Annotated in this window: 16 protein-coding genes and 2 pseudogenes; all 18 read right to left on the bottom strand. The window is 46.5% G+C overall.

The window, feature by feature from the left end; translation table 11 throughout:
- Positions 1-519: 519 nt before the first annotated feature.
- Positions 520-684 (bottom strand): hypothetical protein, encoded by a 165-nt coding sequence (locus ABSH60_RS22155; protein WP_390976201.1) that lies wholly within the window; start codon positions 682-684, stop codon positions 520-522.
- 317 nt (positions 685-1,001) lie between these two features.
- Entirely contained in the window at positions 1,002-1,751 is a 750-nt protein-coding gene (locus tag ABSH60_RS22160; RefSeq protein WP_390976203.1) for a hypothetical protein, read from the bottom strand.
- 65 nt (positions 1,752-1,816) lie between these two features.
- Positions 1,817-2,928 (bottom strand): annotated as a pseudogene (locus ABSH60_RS22165) (IS3 family transposase).
- Positions 2,929-3,146: 218 nt separating this feature from the next.
- Positions 3,147-3,647, bottom strand: a complete 501-nt coding sequence (locus ABSH60_RS22170) for a hypothetical protein (protein ID WP_390976204.1) — start codon at positions 3,645-3,647, stop codon at positions 3,147-3,149.
- A 366-nt stretch (positions 3,648-4,013) separates the two neighbouring features.
- Complete coding sequence (locus ABSH60_RS22175) at positions 4,014-4,766, bottom strand: hypothetical protein (RefSeq protein WP_217202660.1); 753 nt, start codon at positions 4,764-4,766, stop codon at positions 4,014-4,016.
- Complete coding sequence (locus tag ABSH60_RS22180) at positions 4,753-7,053, bottom strand: M23 family peptidase (protein WP_390976205.1); 2,301 nt, start codon at positions 7,051-7,053, stop codon at positions 4,753-4,755. The genes ABSH60_RS22175 and ABSH60_RS22180 overlap by 14 nt, the downstream gene beginning before the upstream one ends.
- Positions 7,054-7,068: 15 nt before the next feature.
- On the bottom strand, positions 7,069-9,405 hold the full coding sequence (gene vgrG / locus ABSH60_RS22185; RefSeq protein WP_390976206.1) for a type VI secretion system tip protein VgrG: 2,337 nt from the start codon (positions 9,403-9,405) through the stop codon (positions 7,069-7,071).
- A gap of 510 nt (positions 9,406-9,915) precedes the next feature.
- A complete protein-coding gene (locus ABSH60_RS22190; protein WP_390976208.1) occupies positions 9,916-10,518 on the bottom strand; it encodes a hypothetical protein in 603 nt (200 codons plus the stop codon).
- Between the two features lie 243 nt (positions 10,519-10,761).
- Positions 10,762-11,394, bottom strand: coding sequence for a hypothetical protein (locus ABSH60_RS22195; protein WP_390976210.1), 633 nt, complete (start codon positions 11,392-11,394; stop codon positions 10,762-10,764).
- Positions 11,395-12,231: 837 nt separating this feature from the next.
- Positions 12,232-13,360 (bottom strand): annotated as a pseudogene (locus ABSH60_RS22200) (hydroxyethylthiazole kinase); the annotation flags it as partial.
- 74 nt (positions 13,361-13,434) lie between these two features.
- Positions 13,435-14,352 carry a hypothetical protein gene (locus tag ABSH60_RS22205; RefSeq protein ID WP_217202665.1) on the bottom strand — a complete coding sequence of 306 codons (918 nt, stop codon included), beginning with the start codon at positions 14,350-14,352 and terminating at the stop codon, positions 13,435-13,437.
- Positions 14,321-14,902: a peptidase M35 gene (locus ABSH60_RS22210; protein WP_217202666.1), complete on the bottom strand. Its 582-nt coding sequence runs from the start codon at positions 14,900-14,902 to the stop codon at positions 14,321-14,323. Before ABSH60_RS22210 ends, ABSH60_RS22205 begins: the two co-directional genes overlap by 32 nt.
- Positions 14,895-17,420 carry a type VI secretion system tip protein VgrG gene (gene vgrG, locus ABSH60_RS22215; protein WP_390976211.1) on the bottom strand — a complete coding sequence of 842 codons (2,526 nt, stop codon included), beginning with the start codon at positions 17,418-17,420 and terminating at the stop codon, positions 14,895-14,897. Before vgrG (ABSH60_RS22215) ends, ABSH60_RS22210 begins: the two co-directional genes overlap by 8 nt.
- Positions 17,417-20,071, bottom strand: coding sequence for a type VI secretion system ATPase TssH (tssH, locus tag ABSH60_RS22220; protein ID WP_217202668.1), 2,655 nt, complete (start codon positions 20,069-20,071; stop codon positions 17,417-17,419). The genes vgrG (ABSH60_RS22215) and tssH overlap by 4 nt, the downstream gene beginning before the upstream one ends.
- Before the next feature lie 163 nt (positions 20,072-20,234).
- A complete protein-coding gene (gene hcp, locus ABSH60_RS22225) occupies positions 20,235-20,726 on the bottom strand; it encodes a type VI secretion system effector Hcp (RefSeq protein WP_101079103.1) in 492 nt (163 codons plus the stop codon).
- Positions 20,727-20,758: 32 nt separating this feature from the next.
- Complete coding sequence (locus ABSH60_RS22230; protein WP_217202669.1) at positions 20,759-22,453, bottom strand: OmpA family protein; 1,695 nt, start codon at positions 22,451-22,453, stop codon at positions 20,759-20,761.
- Positions 22,450-23,139: a type VI secretion system protein TssL, short form gene (gene tssL / locus ABSH60_RS22235; RefSeq protein ID WP_390976213.1), complete on the bottom strand. Its 690-nt coding sequence runs from the start codon at positions 23,137-23,139 to the stop codon at positions 22,450-22,452. Before tssL ends, ABSH60_RS22230 begins: the two co-directional genes overlap by 4 nt.
- Positions 23,136-24,488 carry a type VI secretion system baseplate subunit TssK gene (tssK, locus tag ABSH60_RS22240; RefSeq protein ID WP_390976214.1) on the bottom strand — a complete coding sequence of 451 codons (1,353 nt, stop codon included), beginning with the start codon at positions 24,486-24,488 and terminating at the stop codon, positions 23,136-23,138. The genes tssL and tssK overlap by 4 nt, the downstream gene beginning before the upstream one ends.
- Positions 24,489-24,494 lie beyond the last annotated feature (6 nt).

Consider the following 24,494-nt stretch of genomic DNA (forward strand, 5'->3'; position numbering starts at 1 on the left):
CAATGAAATCTTTTGTTTGTTAAGTCATTTAGATATTTCTTGGCAATCATATGAGCCATCACCCATATCAGTCACCATGCTGGTAACTTCTTCTAATTCAATTCTGGAGTTTTTTTCTGAATATGAAAAAATAGCCATATGCACCGTCATCGTCGCATAATTTCCTTATTTTTTCTGGCAGGCCGAATCTAATATTCAGGATGCAACTATTTTTTCTAAAAGATTAACTGATTTAGAATGTGAATTTTCACAGTCAAATCCCTCCATTGTATAAATAACTTCCGTTGCATTTTTTATAAAGCCGGGGTTTTTAATTAATACTGATTTATATTTTATTTCCTCGTAATCTTGAGTTGTAGGTGTTTTTTTAAATATTCATAATCACTCTTGCCGGAAATAAACTCTTTTTTTAAATTAATTATTTCATTCATTGAAAAGCAAATATTATCGGCAGAAAATGCGTTTAAAGATAATGAAATTAAACACAAAAAAATATTTTCAAAAATTCCTACCTTAAATTTATCGAGTTTTACCATTATCTGATGATATTGGTGTTGAACCAATTAATTTTCTCAGCTCATTTATATTTTTATATTGAGGCACTAAATCACCACCAGATTTCATCACCTCTTCATACGTTTTGCCCCTAACGTGACCTTGAATGGATGAGGTGGTTTCGCTCATTAGTTTTCCCAGAAACAGCATGAGCAATGTTCTCAACGCAATAAGCCTCTACAGTACAGAAAACCAGGGTAATGGCTTGGGCTGTAACGGGCGTAATGATGGGGCCGGGTATGGTATTTATATTTACGGGCATTGGAGGATTTGATTATTAAATGTCATAGGTCAAATTAAACTGAGGCGTAAATTAATAGCGCATTTAACCTAACTCACAATTATTTTAATAAATAAAATACACAGAATTTTTTTAAAAACAATTACTATATCAGTCTGAAAAGTGAAATTTTTTGGTCAGTAAATAAGCATTCTGTGGCGAGTGCCTATGGCAATTTAAGTTTTTTTGCTGCATCTTGTAAAACGAAATGCGGTAAAACAATACTGCTATTACCAAAGTGACATTTTATATCATTTACTTTCATGGTGAAAATACCAAAATCGACGATTTTATTCCATTTTCCATTATTATCTTTTATCAATATAACATCATTAACATCTATTGCATTACCCGTCCCATTAATAACTCCTGAATTTATATCTAGGCTAGTACCACAGAAATATGCGATCGAAGATGTTTTACACAATCTGGTAACGACGAACTGCTGATCCTTATCCTCTCGGATAGCATCAAGTATGCTTTTTCTTTCAGGAATTCCTTTATCAACAGGTAAACATATATCATTGGTTTTTTTTATCTCAGACAATAAGCTTTCTAACTCTCCGGATAGATGACATGTTACCTTAGTGTTTTTCGATGAAAAAGAATTAAAATTAGCAATTTCCTTCCAATTATCATCATCACTCCGCTTCAACAGCATGTCATATACTGTGACAAAATTATTCATTTCAAAATAATCACCGTTATCATATTGCGGAACACCACAGAAATACGCATAATCTTTAAAATATAGAGCTTTATGCACTGAGAAGTTCACATTGTTTAAATTTTCATAATTACTTCTAACGGCATTTATAAGTGAGTTGTGAGTAACATCTTTATCATTCGTCGCCAAAGACTTTCCACTCATAGAAATATAAATTATTATAAAAAAAAGATTATGTACCTTGATCATGACTCACTCCCATTACTTGGGTTGTTAATATCTAAAAAGGAATTCATCCTGTAAGCACACCCGTTTTAGCTCCACACAAATTTTGAGTTTTCGTCTTCTCAGCCATCAGCCGGTATTCTTCCGGCGTCAGGTTATTCAGGGATTCATGGGGCCGCTCACTTTTGTATTCCTTCAGCCAGCATTCCGTTATTTTCCGTGCTTCATTCAGTGTTCTGAACAGATAAAAAACCATTATTTCGGTCCGGTACGTTCGGTTAAACCGTTCGATAAATGCATTTTGCGTCGGTTTGCCTGGCTTGATAAATTCCAGCATTATGCCATGGTCCTCAGCCCATTGTGCCTGAGCCAGCGATATCAGTTCCGGCCCGTTATCCATTCGCATCTTCAGCGGATATCCTCGGTTTGCCACTATTCTGTCCAGCACCCTCACAACGCGCTGCGCCGGGATATTTAGGTCAATTTAGATGGCCAGAGCCTCGCGGTTAAAATCATCCACGAGGTTGAAGGTCCGAAAACATTGGCCACATGTCAGGGCGTCGTGCATAAAATCAATCGGCCAGCTTTGGTTGAGTACTTCCGGCGTTGCCAGCGGAGCCGGATTGCGCACCGTCAGGCGTTGTTTACCCTCACGACAAAAATTCAGTTTTAGTAGACAGTAAATCCGGTGTACACGTTTGTGGTTCCACACGTGCCACAGCATGCTAAGTACCTGAAAAAGCATCTTAAATCCTTAGCGGGGATAGCGTTCAGCTGCCTTAGTCAGCCTCTGGATCACCGGTTCATCATGTCGCGTATCAGGTTGATAACGAATCACCGTCCTGCGCAACGATAACATCCTGCATGCCTGGCGTATGCTCATCGTAAACTGCGTGGTCAGATAGCTGACGAGCTCACGCTTTATCGTTGGTTTTAAAGCTTTTTTTTCGATGACGTCTTTCAACGCCCGGCATTCCAAACTCAGATCGGCAAACATCTGCTTCAGACGACGATTCTCGTCCTCAAGATCTTTGATTTTTTTCATATCAGCGGCTTCCATCCCGCCATATATTGCTTTCCAGTTGTAGTAGTTGGCTTCAGAAATAGTGGCTTCGCGACAGACATCTTTGACGATCCTGCCAGCCTCGACTGATTTCAGGACGGCGATGATCTGGTGCTCAGTGAATCGGATCTTGCGCATAGCGATCTCCTCAGGTGACACAATTAGTATGTCGGAAGATCTCTAAAAGTGAATCTGCAGGTTAAGCGGGATAATTACAATATTCACTTTGCTTTTATAAAAAATCAATATTATTTAATCTGATTCATTAGGTGGTTTCGTGTTATTAAAGTTTAGCTTAAGTATGTTATATCACTATCGATATGAAATATTAATGTGTATAAATATTGTCAATATGCTTATTGGGGGAATTTATTATATGACCATCTTTTTGGTTTTTGGCATTTTTCAGATATGCTATCTAATTCCCCCAGCATTTTTTTATCGATATCTTTAGCCTCTCCAGTCTGTGTATTTACAATATAACCTCCACCTGTATCTAAAAATGCATTAACATTATCAGATAGGAAAATCGCACCAAAAATACCGTGGCTTACCAAGTTGGTTGCTATTGTTTTTTTTGTTTTTAGATCGAATATCACATACTCATTGTCAGCTGGGCTACAGTCAACAAATTTTACAGGATACCCCCACAAAACCATTTTTTCTCCTGAGCAATTAACCTCATAGCTATTTATGGAAATATTAAATATATATATATTGCTCGATTTGTAATCTGTAATGTTCAATTTGTTATTTGCTAAGCTCGTTATCTCTAGTTTTTGTTGGGATGAATAGCATTCATTAATTAAAAAGATGAATGAGAATAAGGCAATGGTTAGTGTCAATTTCCTTTTCATTATAACCTCAAATTTTAATGTTATCACCTAAAATACTAAATATTCTTAGCGTTTGTTTCCACCTATCACTATCTTGAGTATATCCGCCATTGATTGCATGTGTGACTACTCTAGAATGTTCGAAGGTCATATTTCGCTCAATAATTACTTTGTTTATAGAGCGATATCCTGCTGAGGCAGACCCACCGTTCCAGTACCAACCACTTGCATCAATTGAACTATACGGGTCAACAGATAGTAATTGAGGGTTATTAATAATTGGTGCGCGTTCTGATGTAGTATTATTTTAAAATATTAATTTAACTAATATTTTCATCATGCAAATTAGGAGTTTTTTTCAGTTAAGGCTATCTTAGTCAATAGGGATTATTTTTTATCAAGCAACAGTTCTCCTCCTAACTCCTTCAGTGATGCCTTGCCACTAAACAATATTTGACATTTTGACTTTATATCCTCATCACTATTTTTTGAAGATCTGAAAATAACTCTACCTTTATTTATTATATCCCACACACCTGGAAATGAATCAATTGAGCACCCTAAGCTTTCAGGGTAAACATATCTCCCATCTAATGATATTCGCCCGCTATATTCATTTTCTAGATTAAATCCATTTTCAGAATATGATGATTCGCTGAAAAAACCATCAGCTGAAATGATATTTTTCTTCGTATTAAAGTTCGACACTAAAGCTGTGTATGTTCTGCTTTGAACGTCTTCTAATATCATGAGGAGATATATTTTTTTATCAAAATTCATATCAACAACTACACCAAGTGGTATAGAGAAGGGAACAGGTACTTTGTGTAAAAGTACTTTATTATTTTGACAATTAACAAGTTCATTAACGTACAAATAAGAATCCGTGTTGGCCAAAACAATAGCTTTCCCATCAGTTGTCCGCGATATAACTCCTGCACCTTGTGAAAATTTACTCTCCCAATTTTCAATCAGACAAGTGTGTTTTTTATCATTATTAGTGATGTGCATTACATCGTGATTAATTTTGTCGAGAAAAAAATTATTTTTGTCAACTTTCACTTGATTGTAATATAGCGACGCATGAGATATCACCGGCGTTAAAATAATCATAAAAATCATTTTTTTAGCAAATATCATTCAAAGATCCCTTTGCATTATTTGTCATGGTTATTCTTCTTTGCAGACCATTATCGCCACCATTAATCGCTTGGGTGACTGCGGCTATAGCATTGTCATTCATAGTATTTTCAGCTTCATCAAGATCAATACTTCTAATGGTTCGCCCTCTAAAACAAATAATATAAAAAGATCCAGAGTCAATACAATTGTATGGAGACTCTGTTATTTTTTGTGGTTCTTCTATATTTGCTGGTCGCAATCTCATTGCTTCAGCATTTTTTTCGCGATATTGCGGATCATCCCACCAATGGTTATCGAAAGAGTCCTTTTGTAACCAGCCTCTATAGACCCAGTAGTCAGCATATTTGTCGCGCCCAGTCAACATTTTAAAGCCGCGTCCACGGAACTTCTGAGCATCAATATTTCCGCAGTTCCCATTACTCCAGCTGTATGAAGCTGCAATGAGCCCACCATTTCGGTTATATTTACTACCAGAAAAGTAATTATCTATTTCGTCAGGTTGCGAACCATACCAATGCCCTAAAACACTTTCGCGTTCTGCAGATTTTGTTACTATGCCACCACCGACCTGCCTACCATTCACAACACTTTGTGTTTGACTAACTTCTTGCATAGCTGTTAATGAACTAGATTCAACTGCACCTTGCCCTAAAAAATGACTTTGCCTATTAGGTGTAAGAATATTGTATTTTCTCATCACTAGGTTTAGTGCCACGTAATACTCATCTACCGCTATTTCTCTGTATTGAATTGTTGCTGCATTTCTTGATGTATTCAGTTCTGAGGTCATTATTTTTTTTAAATTTGCCGAGTCCAGCCACCCACATTTCCTAAAATGTGCTATAAACGAAATAGGGTGAAAGTGCCATACTCGTCCTGTAGGTAATCCACTGATATCAAAACATAATGCTTTGGCGTGTTCGATAAGCGCATTCCAGTCGGCTTCTGCCATTGCAGTATCATTTGCAGCTTGTTCAAAAGAAGATGCATCTTGTGCATTTAACACGCTCATATCAGGATTTATATTATCGAATGCATACCCTGAAGCATTATTCCAATTGGTATCTATCTGACGGTTTGCTTTTTGATTCTCAAGGCTTTCATTCACCACGGTTGTTTTCAGCCACAACAGACGTTTTTCTACTGTTGCGGCATCCCATTCCAATGGGAAATGGCAAATTAAGCCCCGCATATCGTCACCAAAACGGCATAGCACCTGCTCTGAATTGCATTGGCTGTTTTCATCTTTATCGTCATCAACTAGTTGCCAGCCGACCCAGTGCGGGAAATCACCATCACTAAACTTTTTTACTGCAGGAAGGGCGAGGTTTACGACTCCTTTGCCACCCGGATAACTGATGGTTCGCCACAATGGGGCGTCGGCAGGGACCAATGCTTCATAGTCGGTGTTGATGACCCGCCCAAACCTTAACAGCTCATAACCTGCACTTTGGCTTTGCGGGTATAACTTCTTAGCCTGCGCATACAAGTTGTATTCGTAATCTGCACCATCGGCGTTTACCAGTTTCTCACCTACTTCGCTGTATTTTCCATTAGAGAACACGCCTTTCTTACGCGTGAGCATGGTGCACTTACCCTTGTCAAAGCTCATGCTGACAAAGAGAGGTTCGGAACTGATATAGACTTCAGCTTCAGTGGCTGTGGTTGCGTTGTTGGTCGGCGCGTGGCTGTAAAATTTGGTGCCTGTTGGCAGATAAAAATGCATATCACCATAAATCGCATCTGTTCGACCATTTTTCGTCAAATCCAGTTCCGGCTTCGTGCGGCCCACTAATTTTGCCAAATTAGCATCATCACAAAATATCTGGAAATGGACTGCATTACGCCCATCAACCTGGCCGACTGTGCCCAGCGGATCTTTTCGATAAACTTTCTCACCTGTTTTTACCGCGACATTAATAGAAGCCAAATGCATATAGAGTGAGAAATAAACGACTTTGGCATTTTCACCTGAACCGATCTCAGTTTCATGTCTCAACAAAACGTAGCCGCAATCCGTAGCGCCATTGTAGTTATAAGGCGGAATGCCTTTTTTATCACCGACTGGCTGGCGGAGAGAGTGCACAATGCCCTCTGCGATAGCTCGGATCTTTTCTGCCGTACCGCCGCTGTCAGTATGAGGAATATGTATACCTCCGTGCCACGAGCGATGGCTATTTATGGGAAAACCGCGCTCAGGATCTACAGGCATCATTCTGGAGGCCCAGGAAGCATCGACTTCTGAGTCGGACTTATCTTTTAAAAATAAAGGGCTGATAATCATATTTTTAACGTCCTGTTAAGAGAATAACCAACGTTTAATGGGGTCTTCAGATTTAGCGGCTAAGGCTGGAAATTCAGTGGGGAGATTGGCTTTATCTAACCGCCCATAATGCCCGGCTTTAGTCAGATATTCCCCAGCAGTGCCCGACTCAATACCGTTTTCATCGATTCTGATATAACTGCCGCCGGCGTTAAGCGTGATCTTCTTCTTCGCGGTGATTTTAATTTCATCTTCGGTGCTGGTGATGGTGATCGCCTTGCGGGCCAGCAATTCCATCAGGTCGTTTTGAGCCTGAACCGTGATAGGCCCCTGATTGGCGATAAGCTTCATGCCCAGCTTTCTGACGAAGATACTTAGCGTGTTGCCGACGCCAATAAAGAAGTTCTTTGCGATGCTGACGTCAGCATTTTTACCGGCCGTGGCAATCAGATTATCGCTGGCACTCATTTGCAGATGTTCACCGCTACTCAGTGCGATCCCTTTCGGTGCACTCAGTAACAGGACGGCTTGCTTCAGTTCGGTGAGGTTTTGCTGCAACAGACTGATTTGGACCTGCAGGTCAGAGGGATTCGCTGTGGCAGTTTGCGCGTCAGTGGAAATACTCTGCATTTGCTCCTGCGCGGTTTTCAACAGGCTGATAGCCGGTTGCATCTCCAGCACTTTCCCTTGCGCCTTCGACTGTCCGTCAACACTGATGAAAATCCCTTTCTGTGCACGTATTGCCCCGAAGCTGTCGGTTCGCAGCTCAAACCCTTCACCGCGCTGCTGTTTGCCGCTGTCCACCAGATGGCCGAGATTTAGCTGGCTTTTGCCGCCGTATTCGGTGCTGAGCTTGATGTGCTCTTTGCCGCGCTCGTCGTCCAGGCGCAGTTTGTTGTTCGACGGGGTACGCAGAACGTTGCGCTTATAGTTCTGGATGGTGACGTGGTCGCCGTGCGCCGAGTCGTGCAGCACGTGGGCGATGTACGGGCGGTCAGGATTACCGTCTTCAAAGGCAATGGCCACTTCGGTGCCGGCCAGCAGCGGCATATGCATGCCGTAGGTATCCCCGGCGTACGGGCGCGCCTGACGGACCCACAGGCTTTCGTACCCCTGTTCCCACGCATCCCGGTCAAACATCATGTTGACGCGGTAACGGCCGTCTTTATCGATATGGCCGTAGGTATCGCTGGCGGTGGTGCTGGTGACGCGGGCGGGCAGGGTGCCGGCCATGACCGGTTTAGGCGCCGGCTCCGGGCGGAAGCCGTAGTCTTCGGAATACGCAATGGCGTCGAATTTCACTTCAAAGCTTTTGTCACGCCTCGCCGCGCTTTCGATGCTGACGATGACCACGCCTTGCGCAAACTGCGACGGGGCGTCGCTGCCGGTAACATGAAGTGCCTGACCCGGCACCAGGGTGGCTGCGTTGGCGACGCCGGAGAAACGCGCCTGATTATTCAGGTAACGCTCGTGGCGCAGGCGGGCGTAGAACGCGCCGCTTTCCGGTTCCGGTTCGCGGCCGCCGGGGGTCAGGTAGTTATCGGCGTAGTGATAGGCTTCGCCGTAGGTGGTGGTGTCTCCACGGGTGACGTCGGCGCTGCCGCTTAACTCCGCGGTGGCGGTGCGGTAGTTGTAATCGCGGGTGGACACCGTTTTCTCCACTACCTGATAATGGCTGGCCAGGTCCCAGGCGGACTCGACGCCGGCATCGTGCATGCCGGAAGGGGGCACGGCGGTCAGGGGCAGGGGTGGCAAATAATGCTGCTGGTCATCGTAAAACTCGACGACGTCAATGCTGAGTTTCGGGTCGGCAGTAAAGCGGAACCAGATACCGACTTCGGCCAGCAGACGGGAGATAAAGGTCAGGTCGTCCTCGCCGTACTGCATGACCTGCTCGCGCCGCGGGTACTCTTTACTCAGCGTGAAGACAAAATCCTGACCGCGCATAGCGTGGCGTTCGCGCAGGATTTTTTCGACAATCTGCGGCACGGACATGTCCTGATAAATGACATTCTGATGGCTGCGTGAAAGCAGGGCCAGGCGCGGCTGCAGGCGGACTTCGTAATGACTTTCATCCTTCGAGGTGGAAAGGCGCTTAAAGGCGGTGATGACGCCCTGTATCACGCGCTGCGGCTGTTGCACGGAAACGCCAAAGGCTTCAGCCACCGGCGCCTGCAGGGTCAGGGAGGCGTCCTGCAGCAGCATGGTTTTCGGGTCAATATTTTTGTCGGTGCTGGTGAACTCAATGTCGTAACGGAACGGCTGGCTGAGTGCTTCAAGGCTGTTAAAGCTCAGAACGTCGGGCTGTGCGCTGCTGCCGCGGACGGCGAGTTTGTGATGGCTGTGATCGAAAAATGGCAGTGAATTCGTCATGTACAAATGTCCTTATTAGCATTGTCAGCCACACCATATGAAATTTCTTGCGACTTACTTGAGGTTGAAAACTTTATAGCCTGTCTTAGAGGGTAGTTTATCTATATGACCCGAGCGTTCACCATCAGATTTATTGCTATTGCAGATGATGTATTTTTTATCTTTAACAGCGTTACTTTCTTTATTTTTACGACAACTAAGATGTTATCTTTACCGAACCTTATTGATTCGGATTTGTCTCTTTCTGCAAAGTAGAAACCTTCAGTATCACTTTACCTTTGTCGCTACTGTCCCAACCGTTGACCAAACTTGTGTTTGCTAGAGTTTTGTATTCTTCAAAGAAGATAACTTTTTATGTGTTGATTTTGATAAACTTAATTTTGCTGTCAGACGTCTTTTGTTGTACGCATACCTTCATGATTTTTTAAATTTATCTTTTCATAAAAAAATGGAGAAATAAAAATAAAAAGTCGGGATAAGTATTTTTTTAACATCTAAAGCAGTTCACCGTTAGGTCTTCTTGGCATTAATATGCGCATCATAAAAATCAAAGTACTCTACCCAACTGGCTGGTGCTGAATTTTCAATTAAATATTTATCTTTTTGATCTTTATTCATAGAATTCCAAAATGGCAACCACATCCAATCCCACCAAAATGAGAGATTGCCTTGCATACTCCCTAATCCATCAGGATCAATTTCTGGAAATGAAACCCATGGAGCTGGGGGGCTTATATTTAAATTCCATATTTCTTTGATGGTTTTTTCGGAATTTGTTACTAATCGCAAAACTTCAGCAGAAAAATCATTATAAAAATTGAAAGTAACGGCTTCTTGACTTGAAGATATTACAATATCTTTAGCATCATTAAGTTCGATGTTAGAATTGAAGTTTTTATTGATTACATCTATTACTTTCTGGGTGTGATTAATATCAGTACAAAAGAACAGCCTATACGCGTATATATTATCATTAACTAATGTAGACAAATTAGGGTATTTATCTATTTCCAAAATCTGTTGGAAATTTTCTTTAGGAAAGATTGAGGTAAGATCATCAGGTTTATCTTCTGAAATTAAATTGAGTATTTTTTTATAAAAATTAATTTTCATCTATTTGGTCCGCCACCCAGTCAGCCCCATAGTATCCGGCTACACCACCAATAATTCCCCCAATAGCACCCGTAATTATGGCGCCAGGTCCTGTTTCAATTCCACATGCTGCACCTATATATTCTGTGCATCGGTGCTATGATCTTCATGACTTAGTCCGGTTGATGTTTTGTGATTTTTGGCGATTGATCAGAAGGCTCAAACTGGATTGAGTTCCCTTCAGTGATTTAATATTAAGCGCAGTTATTTAGTTGTCGCAAACGAAACACTACTTAATAATTTTAATGCATCTTGAGAAGAGATAAATCCGCCATTATTTTTAATGCTCTCACCAGACCCACAAAGTGCATTATTATTATGTATTAGGCAAAAATAGAACCCTTCACCAATACTACCGTCTTTAAGTTTTTTCATTTTATTTATAGCTATGTAGCCGTTAGAATTTTCACTCTCAACTCTTATTAGTTCCAATTGATTTTTTTTGCCATTTCCTATGTAATTTCTATCTGGTGAGGATTTCCATTCTTTATTTTTATAGTCATATACTATTTTATTTTCTGTGCTGCTTTCGTTTACACCATTGTTGTTGATTTTTTGAGTATCATATCCTTCCTCAAATGCATCTCCAGAATAAAGGCAACTCCATTCTGAAATAGGATATTTTTTTTGGTAATATTCATCATCTGTTAGCTTGGGAAATACATAGTCTTTGAAGTGCATATTGCAAGCATCAAAGCTTGATGATGAAAAAATATCAGCATTGGAATTTGATGATAAGTTTCTAATAACTGAAGGTGATTTATCTTGATGCGATGGTACTGTACCTAAAGCAAATGTACTAAAGCTCAAAAAAATAGTAAGGCATGCTAATTTCATACTAATGCTTCCTATGAGTATACCCTTCTGGAAATGAAATTGTTAAATTTCCAGAAGGGTCCGGAAATTTATCTTCGGTTAATATAGCCAGCGCGACTCCGTAGGCACAGCATCTTGCATCAAATCCATTTAAAGATGAGCTATAAAGGCTGTTTATCCTACCGGGTAAATTAACTGCTGCACTAGCTTTCCAGAAGGAAGGGCTTCGATAATAATACTTCGTTCCATTATTAGTGTTAACTGAAACTCTTTCAAGAGTATTTTCCATATCTGCATATTTTGCCATCTTATTTTTCACCCAATAAAATCCAGCACTGTCTGCAGCTGATATATTAGATGAATTGTTCTCACTGACCACTTCTCTCAACCCGATAATTTCGGAAGGTAGTGTCGGAAAGTGACGGTCTTGTAACGTTACATTAGACCTTTCAGCTGGGGGTTGTGCAGCTATCGTAGCATATGCATCTACTAGACTGTGTTTTAGAGATGCTTGCACAGATGTCCCGATATATTCAAAGTAGTTAAGGTAGTTCTCTGGATTGGTTAATTGAAGAAATCCACGCCCATACCATGGGGCATACCACAAATTACTCCCACTACCTTCATGAAGCGTACTTAGCCACTGGGTTTCTTGTACCGCATTACCTAAAAAACATGAGATCCTATAAGGCGTATTTATGCAGTATTTTCTCATCATGTTGTTCAAGTTATTGATATGATTGACCAGTACCGAACCTGGTGTTTTCAAGTGACTATTAATTGCTTCCCAAGCATATTTGTCTCTGCTTGTTCTTCTCAACGCGCTACTTGGAACTGTTTGTATCATCTCAGATAAACTCAACCACCCACACTTCCTGAAATGTTCAATAAACCCACGAGGGTCAAAATGCCATACTTTCCCTGACCCCAAGACCCCTGAATCAAAACACAGAGCCTCTGCATGCTGTTTAAACCTACCGTAGTCTTCTTCGCTCATCAGAATTCGATCCTTCGATTCCTGAGATCCCGGGATTTGCCATGTTGCCGTTTTTTCCGATGTGCACTGCTCCCAGGGCAGACCAGTCATCAGCCATTTGTACCTGTTATCAATGGTGCTTTTTTCCCACTCAAACGGAATACAGCAGATAAGTTTACTGCTTTGTGCTGCGTACCTGTCTTCTTTCCTGAGCTTTCTTATTGCCGCTGAGTTGCACTGACTATGCGTATCTTTATCATCATCAATCAGCTGCCATCCCGCCCAATGAGGGAAATCCGCATCGCTGAATTTTTTAACATTTGGTACGGCAAGGTTCACAACACCTTGTCCACCGGGATAATTTACAGTCATCCATAAGGGTGCATCAGCAGGAACCAGGATTTCATGTTCAGTGTTGATAATGCGCCCAAAGCGCAGCAGTTCATACCCGGCACTCGGACTTTGCGGATAGCGTGAGGTGGCTGTTCTAAAAAGGTTGTATTCATAGTCCTCGCCGTCGGCATTTACCATGGGTGAGCCAATAGGCTCAAATGCACCTTCTGCATTCGCGCATGCCTGTCGCGTAATCATCGTGCATGCCCCTTTACTGAGACTCATGCTTGCGTACAACGGAATCGTACTGGTATGCACTTCATTCAGGTTCGTAGTGGTAGCTATATTTGCCGAAGGTCGCGCCTCATAAAATTTCGTTCCTGCAGGAAGATAAAAATGAACATCGCCGTAGACAACATCTGTCCGGCCACTTTCATTAATATTTAACTCGCCAGTAGCTCTACCGACCAATTTCCTGATATTCGTCTCATCACAAAAAATCTGGAAATGAAATTCATTCTGCCCATCAGTCATTCCCGAAGAGCCCAGAGAGGCTTTACGATAGATTTTAGCGTCAGTTTTAATCTCTGCTTCCAGATATTTAAGATGCATATACAAAGAGTAAAAAACAACCTTCCCGTCCTAACCGGAACCTATTTCAGTCTCATGTTTCAATTGTCGTAGCCAACTATCTGAAACTCTTACATACTCTATTTATCTCTATCTAATGTCAGGATGAGTTAATCTGGTTCTTATTTCTGGTGTTTTATATATATAGATTTCACTTCATCTCCATTAATAATGATTGATGTTTTGTTGGAGCGAATTAAAAAAGAACTCCCACTTTCGCCGTAGTAAGAAAGTTGAGTAAGAAAGTTTTCAATATTATCTTCATTGTGTAAAGAATTGCATTCGCTCGATGTGGTTAATATTGATTCTTTATTTTTAACTGCTTGGCAATTTTCTCTCCAATTTAATATGGAAAAAAACACTTTGTTAATATTACCTTGTATAAGCCATTTTTTATCGACTAGTAAATACTCTCGCGTCCCAATGTCATAATGATTTTTGCCAGGAAGGAATGCATATATATCATTAAGTTTTATTGTGAAAGATAAATTTGATTTTGCTGGGATTTCTAGCCAATCCTGCCGGTCGAAGATTGACCCGTAATTGCACATTGAACCAAGATAATCTAATTTAATATTGCCTGATGTTATCAAAAAAATAATATCACATGGTCGTAAAGATATTTTTGATTGAAAGTCGAAAGGTACATATTTTTTATTTATGAATCTTGCTGCTTTGCTATTGTTATAAAATATTACTTTCGCAAGAATATTCTCGCTTTTTATTTGTATGTTTACATGAATTTTGAAATCGTATGTTGATTCATTTTTATCACTTTCGATAGAGCTAATACTATAAGTGTGATCTATTTCATCTGATATTTCATTATCAGATTTATAACGGAAGGAATCAAGGAGTGAGTATATTTCAGGTTTACTATGATGCTCACCTGTACTACCCCAATACAGTGTGCCGTAACCATTTTGTATAAGTAGTACGTTCTGGTCACCTTTTGCATAAAATGAAGTGATAAAAATAACACTTAAAAACAACCATTTAAATATATTGTCACTCAAAATATCTTTCAATGTTATACGCATTCATCATTACTCCTGCATCATGTTTTTTCACTAAATTATCGGCAAAACTTTGAAAATCTTTCGGAGATGTTTTCATTGGATCATTGCCAGAAGGTGTCATGTCGGATGTATTCAAGATGATGCCGTAATGTGACATTTCATGACATAGAGTAGCAACGCGAGAGTCACGCCCTCTCATTTTATCATTGCCAAACTTTTTTCCAATGTCTATTATGAAATCCTTATCTTGAGTTTTATTAACCGATGCATGGACATTTTGATCAACAGGTCTAAAGTTAGTTGCTTTTAATTCACCATTGAGTATTAGCATCCTATTGACCCCCAGCAATATCCACTGCCTGGCTTTTTCATCTTTTATGCCAAAAATTTTTTCAAACTCTTTTTTTTCGTTCTCTCCCCAAGTTTCAAGATCCAATTTACGTTTTGTTAAAATTTTCTTTTGTTCTTCTAAGGTTTCAATTATCATCTTGTTAAATTTGTTTGTTATTTTGTTTGTGACAATGTTATTGTCATCTTTAGTTTGTGTGCCTGTAGTTATTTTGTCAGCCATGATTACCCTCCCAAGCTGGATCAAGATACTCACTAATTAATTTTATTTTTATTTCCTTAGCATCTTCATTGACAAACTTTTCTGTGTGTCCATTTTCATCAGTAATTCCTTTTCTTTCTGTGCCATCTGGGAGGTAGGCTATATATTTTGAATTGCTATAAGGTAATCCTTCGTCATCAGAAAATAAAAATCGAATATTGTATTCGTCACGATTAATTAATGGGAATGTCAGCATGTTTACTTTGTTTGTAGCTTGAGTCAAACGCCCGTAATTCCCCGCCTTAGTCAGAAACTCTCCGGCGGTGCCCGATTCAATCTTATTCTGGTCAAGCGTGATATAACTGCCGCCGGCGTTGAGCGTGATCTTCTTCTTCGCCGTGATTTTAATTTCATCTTCAGTGCTGGTGATGGTGATCGCCTTGCGGGCCAGCAATTCCATCAGATCGTTTTGTGCCTGAACCGTGATGGGCCCCTGATTGGCGATAAGCTTCATGCCCAGCTTTCTCACAAAGATGCTTAAGGTGTTTCCCACGCCGATGAAAAAATCTTTTGTTACGCTGATATCTGCATTATTTCCTGCCGTAGCGATAAGGTTTTGCTTTGCTGAGACCTGGAGATGTTCCCCGCTGCTCAGGGCGACGCCTTTAGGAGCGTGCATCAGCAAAACAGAAGCGGTCAGATCTTTTACACGGTCGTTGATCAATGAGATCTGGGCGGCCATATCGGCTGGATTTGCGGTAGCTGTTTGCGCATCGTCAGAGAGAGATTGTGCCTTGTCCTTCAGTGAATTCATCTCACTCATGACCGCATCCATCTCCAGCACTTTCCCTTGAGCCTTCGACTGACCGTCAGCACTGATGAAAATCCCTTTCTGTGCACGTATTGCCCCGAAGCTGTCGGTTCGCAGCTCAAACCCTTCACCGCGCTGCTGTTTGCCGCTGTCCACCAGATGGCCGAGATTTAGCTGGCTTTTGCCGCCGTATTCGGTGCTGAGCTTGATGTGCTCTTTGCCGCGCTCGTCGTCCAGGCGCAGTTTGTTGTTCGACGGGGTACGCAGGACGTTGCGCTTATAGTTCTGGATGGTGACGTGGTCGCCGTGCGCCGAGTCGTGCAGCACGTGGGCGATGTACGGGCGGTCAGGATTACCGTCTTCAAAGGCAATGGCCACTTCGGTGCCGGCCAGCAGCGGCATATGCATGCCGTAGGTATCCCCGGCGTACGGGCGCGCCTGACGGACCCACAGGCTTTCGTACCCCTGTTCCCACGCATCCCGGTCAAACATCATGTTGACGCGGTAACGGCCGTCTTTATCGATATGGCCGTAGGTATCGCTGGCGGTAGTGCTGGTGACGCGGGCGGGCAGGGTGCCGGCCATGATCGGTTTAGGCGCCGGCTCCGGGCGGAAGCCGTAGTCTTCGGAATACGCAATGGCGTCGAATTTCACTTCAAAGCTTTTGTCACGCCTCGCCGCGCTTTCGATGCTGACGATGACCACGCCTTGCGCAAACTGCGACGGGGCGTCGCTGCCGGTAACATGCAGTTCCTGACCCGGCACCAGGGTGGCTGCGTTGGCGACGCCGGAGAAACGCGCCTGATTATTCAGGTAACGCTCGTGGCGCAGGCGGGCGTAGAACGCGCCGCTTTCCGGTTCCGGTTCGCGGCCGCCGGGGGTCAGGTAGTTATCGGCGTAGTGATAGGCTTCGCCGTAGGTGGTGGTGTCTCCACGGGTGACGTCGGCGCTGCCGCTTAACTCCGCGGTGGCGGTGCGGTAGTTGTAATCGCGGGTGGACACCGTTTTCTCCACTACCTGATAATGGCTGGCCAGGTTCCAGGCGGACTCGACGCCGACATCGTGCATGCCGGAAGGGGGCACGGCGACCAGGGTCAGGGATGGCAAATAATGCTGCTGGCCATCGTAAAACTCGACGACGTCAATGCTGAGTTTGGGGTCGGCAGTAAAGCGGAACCAGATACCGACTTCGGCCAGCAGACGGGAGATAAAGGTCAGGTCGTCCTCGCCGTACTGCATGACCTGCTCGCGCCGCGGGTACTCTTTACTCAGCGTGAAGACAAAATCCTGACCGCGCATAGCGTGGCGTTCGCGCAGGATTTTTTCGACAATCTGCGGCACGGACATGTCCTGATAAATGACATTCTGATGGCTGCGTGAAAGCAGGGCCAGGCGCGGCTGCAGGCGGACTTCGTAATGACTTTCATCCTTCGAGGTGGAAAGGCGCTTAAAGGCGGTGATGACGCCCTGTATCACGCGCTGCGGCTGTTGCACGGAAACGCCAAAGGCTTCAGCCACCGGCGCCTGCAGGGTCAGGGAGGCGTCCTGCAGCAGCATGGTTTTCGGGTCAATATTTTTGTCGGTGCTGGTGAACTCAATTTCGTAACGGAATGGCGAACTGAGTGCTTCAAGGCTGTTAAAGCTCAGAACGTCGGGCTGTGCGCTGCTGCCGCGGACAGCTAATTTATGATGGCTGTGATCGAAAAATGGCAATGCGGATGTATTCATTTCTCTTCTCCGTCAAACTCCAGCGTGATCCCTTCTTCTTCATCCCAGCCCAGCGCCAGTGCGGTGGTGCGCTGTTGTCCGGCCATGCGTTGCAGCAGTTGCTGGCTCAGCACCGGCAAGATCTGCTGGTTGAGCAGGCTGTCGATGTTACGCGCGCCGGTGTCCGGCAGCAGGCAGGCGGCGACCAGCGTGTCGTAGAGGCTTTCTTCGATGGTGCACTTCAGGCCGTAATGCTTGTTCAGGCGTTTGGCGACTTGTGCCAGTTTCATCTCAACGATAGTGCGCAGGGCAACGGCATTCAGCGGACGATAAATCAGCGTCTGGAAACGGGCGAGCAGGGCCGGCTGGAAATGATCGCGCAGGATCGGGCGTAGCATTTCCTGTAGGTCGCCGTCGGTGGCTTCCGGTTGTTCATCCAGCAGTTGCATGATGTGGTCGCTGCCAAGGTTGGCGGTCATCAGGATGACGGTATTGCGAAAATCAATTTCACGACCTTCGCCATCGCGCATAAAGCCACGGTCAAACACCTGATAGAACAGGTTGATTACGTCGCGGTGCGCTTTTTCAACTTCATCAAGCAGGACAACGCTGTAAGGGCGTTTACGCACAGCCTCGGTCAGAATACCGCCCTGGCCGTAACCAACGTAGCCCGGAGGTGAACCCTTCAGCTGGGAAACGGTATGCGCTTCCTGATACTCGCTGAGATTGATGGTGATCAGTGATTTCTCGCCGCCGAACAGGCAGTCGGCGAGGGAAAGTGCCGTCTCGGTTTTACCCACGCCGCTCGGACCGACCAGAAGGAACACGCCCAGCGGACCATTCTCAGAAGTCAGACCGGTTTTGGCGGCGCGCAAACGTTGTGCCATGGCGGTCAATGCAGGGTCCTGGCCGACGACGCGTTTATTCAGCTGGTTTTCCAGTTGTAACAGGTCAGTCTGTTCGTCTTTCAGCAGGCTGGTCAGCGGCACACCGGTCCAGTCTGCAATCACGGTGGCGACGGTACGTATATCAACGTCCAGTGAAAGCAGCGGGGCGTGCCCCTGTAAATCACTGAGTTGCTGTTGCAGGCTGGCGATCTCTTCCTGCCGGCTGATGTCCTGACGCACATCGAGCAGTTGCTGAGTGAGCGCTTTCTCAGCGTGATACTGAGTGTCCAGCGCGGTGAGCTGATCAGTCAGCGCATTGGTCTGATGTTCAATCTGAGTCAGGCGCTCGCCGTGGGTCTGGCTACCCAGCGAAATGTCTTCCAGCAGCGCCTGTTCTTCCATCCCCAGTGCGCCGATCTTAGCCTTCAGGCGGGTCAGATCTTCCGGCAGCGTATCAAGGCTCATGCGCACGCGGGCGGAGGCGGTATCGAGCAGGTCGACGGCTTTGTCCGGCAACTGGCGGCCGGTAATGTAGCGGCGGGAGAGGCTGACGGCGGCTTTGACCGCTTCGTCGGTGATGTGCAAGCCGTGATGCTGCGCGTAGCGGGATTTCAGGCCGCGTAGCATCAGACAGGCCATCTCGTCGTCCGGCTCATCGACTTTGACAATCTGGAAGCGGCGCTCGAGTGCGGCGTCGCGTTCAAAATATTGTTTGTACTCGGACCAGGTGGTGGCGGCGATAGTTCGCAGCTCACCGCGGGCGAGGGCGGGTTTGAGGAGGTTGGCGGCGTCCGCGCCACCGGCCTGATTGCCTGCACCAATAATGGTGTGCGCTTCGTCTATAAACAGCAGCACCGGCGTCGGTGATTTTTGCACGGCGTCGATGACGTTTTTCAGGCGCTGTTCAAACTCACCTTTGACCCCGGCACCGGCCTGCAGCAAGCCTAAATCCAGGGTGCGCAGGCTGACGGTTTTCAGGCTGTCCGGCACGTTGCCTTCTGCAATGCGTAACGCCAGACCTTCGACCAGTGCGGTTTTCCCTACGCCTGGCTCGCCGACTAAAATCGGGTTGTTTTTACGACGGCGTGACAGGATGTCGACCATCTGACGAATTTCGTTATCGCGACCAAACACCGGGTCGATGTGTCCGGCTTTGGCTTTAGCAGTGACATCCAGCGTAAACTTATCCAGCGCAGCCTGCAGGGCTTCGCTCAGTGACTGACCGCCAGCGGCGATGTCATGTTTCGGGCTGGTGGCGTCACCGGCAAGGTCGGACGGCGTCCGGTTCAGGCTTTCCTGCTGTTGCAGTTCGGGGCGCTCTTCAGACAGCGCGTCCAGCACCGGTTTCAGGCGGCGGATATGCTCTTCGCTCAGGCTGAACAGCGGCCACAAACCCTCGCAGCGCAGCAGGCGCGGCTTAGCAAGCAGGGCTTCCAGCAGATGTACACTGCGGATATTTTCATTGTCGTCCTGCAGGGATGCGGCCAGCCATCCGGCTTTTATCAGCGCCTGTAAATCATCGGAAAGTTGCGGACGGGCATGCACGGAACGCGGCAGGGCATCGAGATGCGCGAGCAGATTTTGCCACAGCACGTCCATGTCCCACTCGTAGCGACGGGCCAGCACGGTGATGTCGCCTTCGCCCAGTTCAAGCAGCTTAAGCAGCCAGTGTTCGACCGTGATTTCCGCATGTGCCCGCGTCTGACACAGGGTCGCGGCGGCTTCAAGCGCTTTCGCGCAGTACGGGTTTAAGCGACGAAGTAAGACGGCTGACTGCTGTTCCATGCTGAATTCCTTTTTTGAGGTACGCTACCGCCCATAGCCTTTTCCTTTGCAGGAAACCCAGGCCCATAAGGTCGATGTCCGGTTCTGTTTTTGTTTGCTCAACCGCCAGACCGGCGGCTCAGAAAACAAAAACAGCAGACGGCGAACCGTCTGCTGTGAGGTCTTACGCGGTGGTACGTTCGTTCCAGGAATCGGAATGAATGATGTTGCCGTCTTTGTAGGTCCAGGTAATTTTTTCGTAACGCAGTTCAATCGCTTCAAGGTGGTTATGTTTTTCTTTGGCCGGATCTTTGATGTCGTGCATTTTAGGCGCGACTTTCACCAGCTTGACGTTTTCCAGTTTGGTATTGAAATACTCCACTTCCTGGCCCGCGTCATTGATGCGATACCATTTGAACTCAGCGGATTTCAGGGTCTGACCGGTGGTCACCGCTTTGTACAGGTACGGGCTGGAGGAGTCGATTTCCTTGGTAAACAGGAACGGGGTGTGAATACGGGTACCCGTCAATTTGCCGGTGTTGTTATCGGTCGGGATGTACAGGTTGTGTTCCTGCGCAACGACTTCGATGCTGCCTTCGCGATCTTTTACGTCTACGGAACCTTTAATGTCCGCACCGCCGTCGTCTTTCAGCCACAGATAAACAGGAATTGCCATGGGTAGTTCTCCATTTCTAAGTTAAGCATCCATCAATCATTTGATGAATGTGGGGTTGCTGCTGCCTGGCAGGCATCGGCCTGCGGCACCAGACTGATTTCGACACGACGGTTGGCCGCGCGGCCTTCCGGGGTGTCGTTTGTTGCTATAGGGCGCGTGGCTCCGAAGCCCTGAACTGCAAAGCAGGTCGGGGAAACGTCGCTGGTAGAAAGCATCCAGTCGCGCAGGGATTCAGCACGTTTTAAAGACAGTGTCTGGTTGGCTTTCGCATCTCCGGTAATATCCGAGTGCCCGGCGACCACAATCAGCCAACCTGGTTTGGCCTTGATATCCACCAGCGCACTCACCAGCATTTTGAGTGAGCCCGGTTTAAGCGCATATTTGCCACTTTCAAACAGCGACATAGCGTCAAGACGCACGATTTTAGGCGTGTGTTTCTCGGCGGGTGGCGGAGGAGGGGGTGGGGGAATGTAGCTTCTGATGGCTTCCAGCAATGGCAGGCGCAGGCGCTCACCCTGATAGAGGCCGAGCCCCAGACTCAGTGGCTCGCCGTTGCGGAACCAGTCATCCAGCTGTGCGGCATCCTGACGCAGTATTTCAACCGCTTTAGCCTTAGGTTCGTAGTCCTCCATTTTTACGCTGTAGTAATGATGGATATCAAAAGCTACGTGATGAAGAAGCTGACGGTTCTCCCAGGCGCTGCAACACAGTGCCATGGCAGCCGCAACGGTCAATAAAGTGACGCCATGCCGTAATGCCCGTCGGCGTGAAGACACACCGCTGCCGGAAGGCAGATCTGTGAAGATAAATTCCGGAAAGAGGAGGGTATCTTTATTTGCATGGGGTACTGGGTGCCAGCCCGACACGTTAGTCAAAGAGGTACGGGCGGCCAGCCACTGTTGCCAGAGTGATGCGGGTACAACAGCGTTCAGTCCGTCAACCTGATGCAGGATCACCTGCTGCGCAGAGACACAGGCAATATCATCGTTACGTGCCTGCAAAGCAGGCAATACATGCGCATTCAGCCAGTCATTTTGCTGATTGAAAATAACGGTTTGTTTGATCCTCTCAGCATGGCGGACGTTACCCTCCATGTGCAGCCAGTTGGTCAGGGTTTCCGGCATTGTGACGGTGGGCCACAGCGTGACCGGCGCGGCCTTTTGTTGTGATAACCAAACCGGCCCTTCAGCAATGCTGGTGGCAATTGTACTGCACAGGAGCAAAGGAAGCGGGCGACGGATATCGCGACGAAGCTGCACCAGTTGCCAGCGCAACTCATAGAGCTGCGTCGTCAGCATTTTATCGTCACCGTGCTGCTGCGGATTAACGGACAGCATAACGGCCATCTGCTTTGCCCATTCAGGACGCTGCCAGAGAACCTGCCGGGCGAACTGGCGTAAAGTGCTGGCGTCATCCACCCTTAACCAGCAGCCTTGTGCCGACTGATAAACAGTATCCTGACCGAACAATGATGTCAGACCGTCTCCGCAAACCAGCACGACGGGCAGACGGTAATTTTCGGCCGGAAGCCCGTCGAAAATACTATTTGCCACGAATTCAGACACCGGTTGCCGGCCCGCCCGCCACATGCCTGCCAGACAGATGAACGAAACAAGTCCAAAGACAATCCAGCGCGATGCTGGTGTGAAAGGCAGAAAGACCAGACACAGAATACCGGCCAGAATTCCTGCCCATAACCATAAACCACGTCGCCACATCGGACTCATTTCACTGACCCCGGTAACAGCATCGGGAGTAACTGAGACAGCCAGTGGTCCAGCCCCCACCACAGCAACGCCACAATTAGTGCGGCCAGCCCGAGACGTACCGGCCAATAGCGCAGCCACACCGCAAGACGGTTGCTGGATGAGCCGACGGCCAATACCGGACGGGAGGGAGCAAAGTTGAACGCCGGAACACGCGCCGATAACTGGTCGAGGAGTTGTTCACGTTCTGAAACTGCCCGTGACGCATAGCCACCCAGAAAACCCAGCATCAGTACGCGATGAAAACAAGTCAGCACGCTGATGTCCGGCGCAGGCTCATGCAGCACGTTGCGCATCCGTTCATACAGCTGATTGCCGGCATCTAAGGTGTTGAAAAAATGTGCCTGCAGGGGTGAGTTACACCAGACAAAATAAGCATCATCCTGCACACCGCGCCCTTTGACCGTTTCATCCAATATTGCGCACTGCGCATACATGATGTGCTGGCAGTTTTGCTCACTGATGTCTGCCTCTTTCAGCGCCCGTTGCACGTGCTCAATATCGGCCACGCAGCGCTTCCAGAAGATCTCACCTTCGCCTTCAGAACAGCTCATGCCCTGGCGCAGGCTGATGATCTGCAGCCAGGTATCGGCAAGCAGGGCATCAGTATCAACAGATTCAGTCTGTGCTTTCATCGATTCGCTCATGCACGTAACACCGCAAACAGTTCAAGCTGAATGTCGCCCAACGTGCCCGGCACATAGAAGACGCAGGTTCCGGCTTCTATCATCTGCTTCGCCGCCGGGTGGTTAAGGTCCAGGGAGAAATATTGATTCTCAAGCCGCAACGGAATAGCTGCCGGAACATGACTTAAAGGGCGGAGCGGAATACCGCTGAGTGCCACGTTGACCACGTTGCCGACATCATCCGGCGCACCGACTTTACACAGCTGCGGAAATTGAGTTTGCAGTTGAGCGGAAGAGAGCGTGGAACGGACTGACAGGTAAAAATCCACCTCTTCACGAAGGCGAGGATCGTGCAATGCAGCACGCCACTGATTGATCCGCGGCTCATGCACCAGCTCGATGGACACCACCCGCGAAGGCAGGCTCGCTTCCAGAAGGATATTCAGCAACCGAAAAATCGGCGGGAAAACCTTCGTCAGTTGGTCATGCTGATACACAGGAATGGCGGTGACATCATGTTCAAGAGAAAACGTAAGTAAGTTACCGGCAAGACGAGCCAGCTCCTGATATACGCGCTCCGGATGTACCTGCGGATAACGCTGGAAATTCCCCAGTACCGGTTCAGCACCGTTAAGGGCATTAAGCAGCCAAAAGAGTGAAACGTCGGCCACAGCGAAATCAGCCATGCGTGCGTTGCTTTCACGGCGCATGCCCATTAGGCGTTGCAGGCGTGCCCGCAATTGCACCATCAGCAACTCAAGTTGTTCACCGCACCAGTGGCTGGCCTTAAGACTCAACAAAGGGGGGATAAACAACATATCTTGCACCCAGCGTCCCTGGGGATCGCGCAAAAGGCGCGCAACAGGGCAAACCTGATAGTCGCTATTTTCCTGAGTATCCAGACGCAGCGTCAGTTCGTAAGTCATGACGGCGAGCTGTTTTTTATCATCCCCAAACTGGTTTTGTACGTCACGCCAGGCCTGCCGGTAGCGCACCGGTCGTTCGGCTCGCTCATCAGGTTGCAGACAATTTCCACCGTTTGCATACACCTGTGGCATTGCCAACATGACGACAGCTTCGTTTGCTTCTGCCGGCAGACTGGCCGCCAATGTCAGGGTAGGCGGGAGTTGATCGGCGCAGTCGGTGTCGATCAACATTCCTTCCTGAAAGCGAACGTGTAACCGCTCTGCCTTCAGACGCCCTTGTGCCAGGGCATCTTGCTCGAAGCTGGCATGGAGTACGCCCCAGGGATGCAGGGTACTCATTTGCGCGATGCACTCATTTGTCCAGGCCTCAAAAGAGGCCTGTTGTTGAAATTGCTGTGGAGACACGAGGATCCCTCGAGTCCACAGCGGACGCTCAATCTTCATCGTGCC

This window comes from Rahnella sp. R3(2024) (genome assembly GCF_042920125.1).
Lineage (GTDB): Bacteria > Pseudomonadota > Gammaproteobacteria > Enterobacterales > Enterobacteriaceae > Rahnella > Rahnella rivi.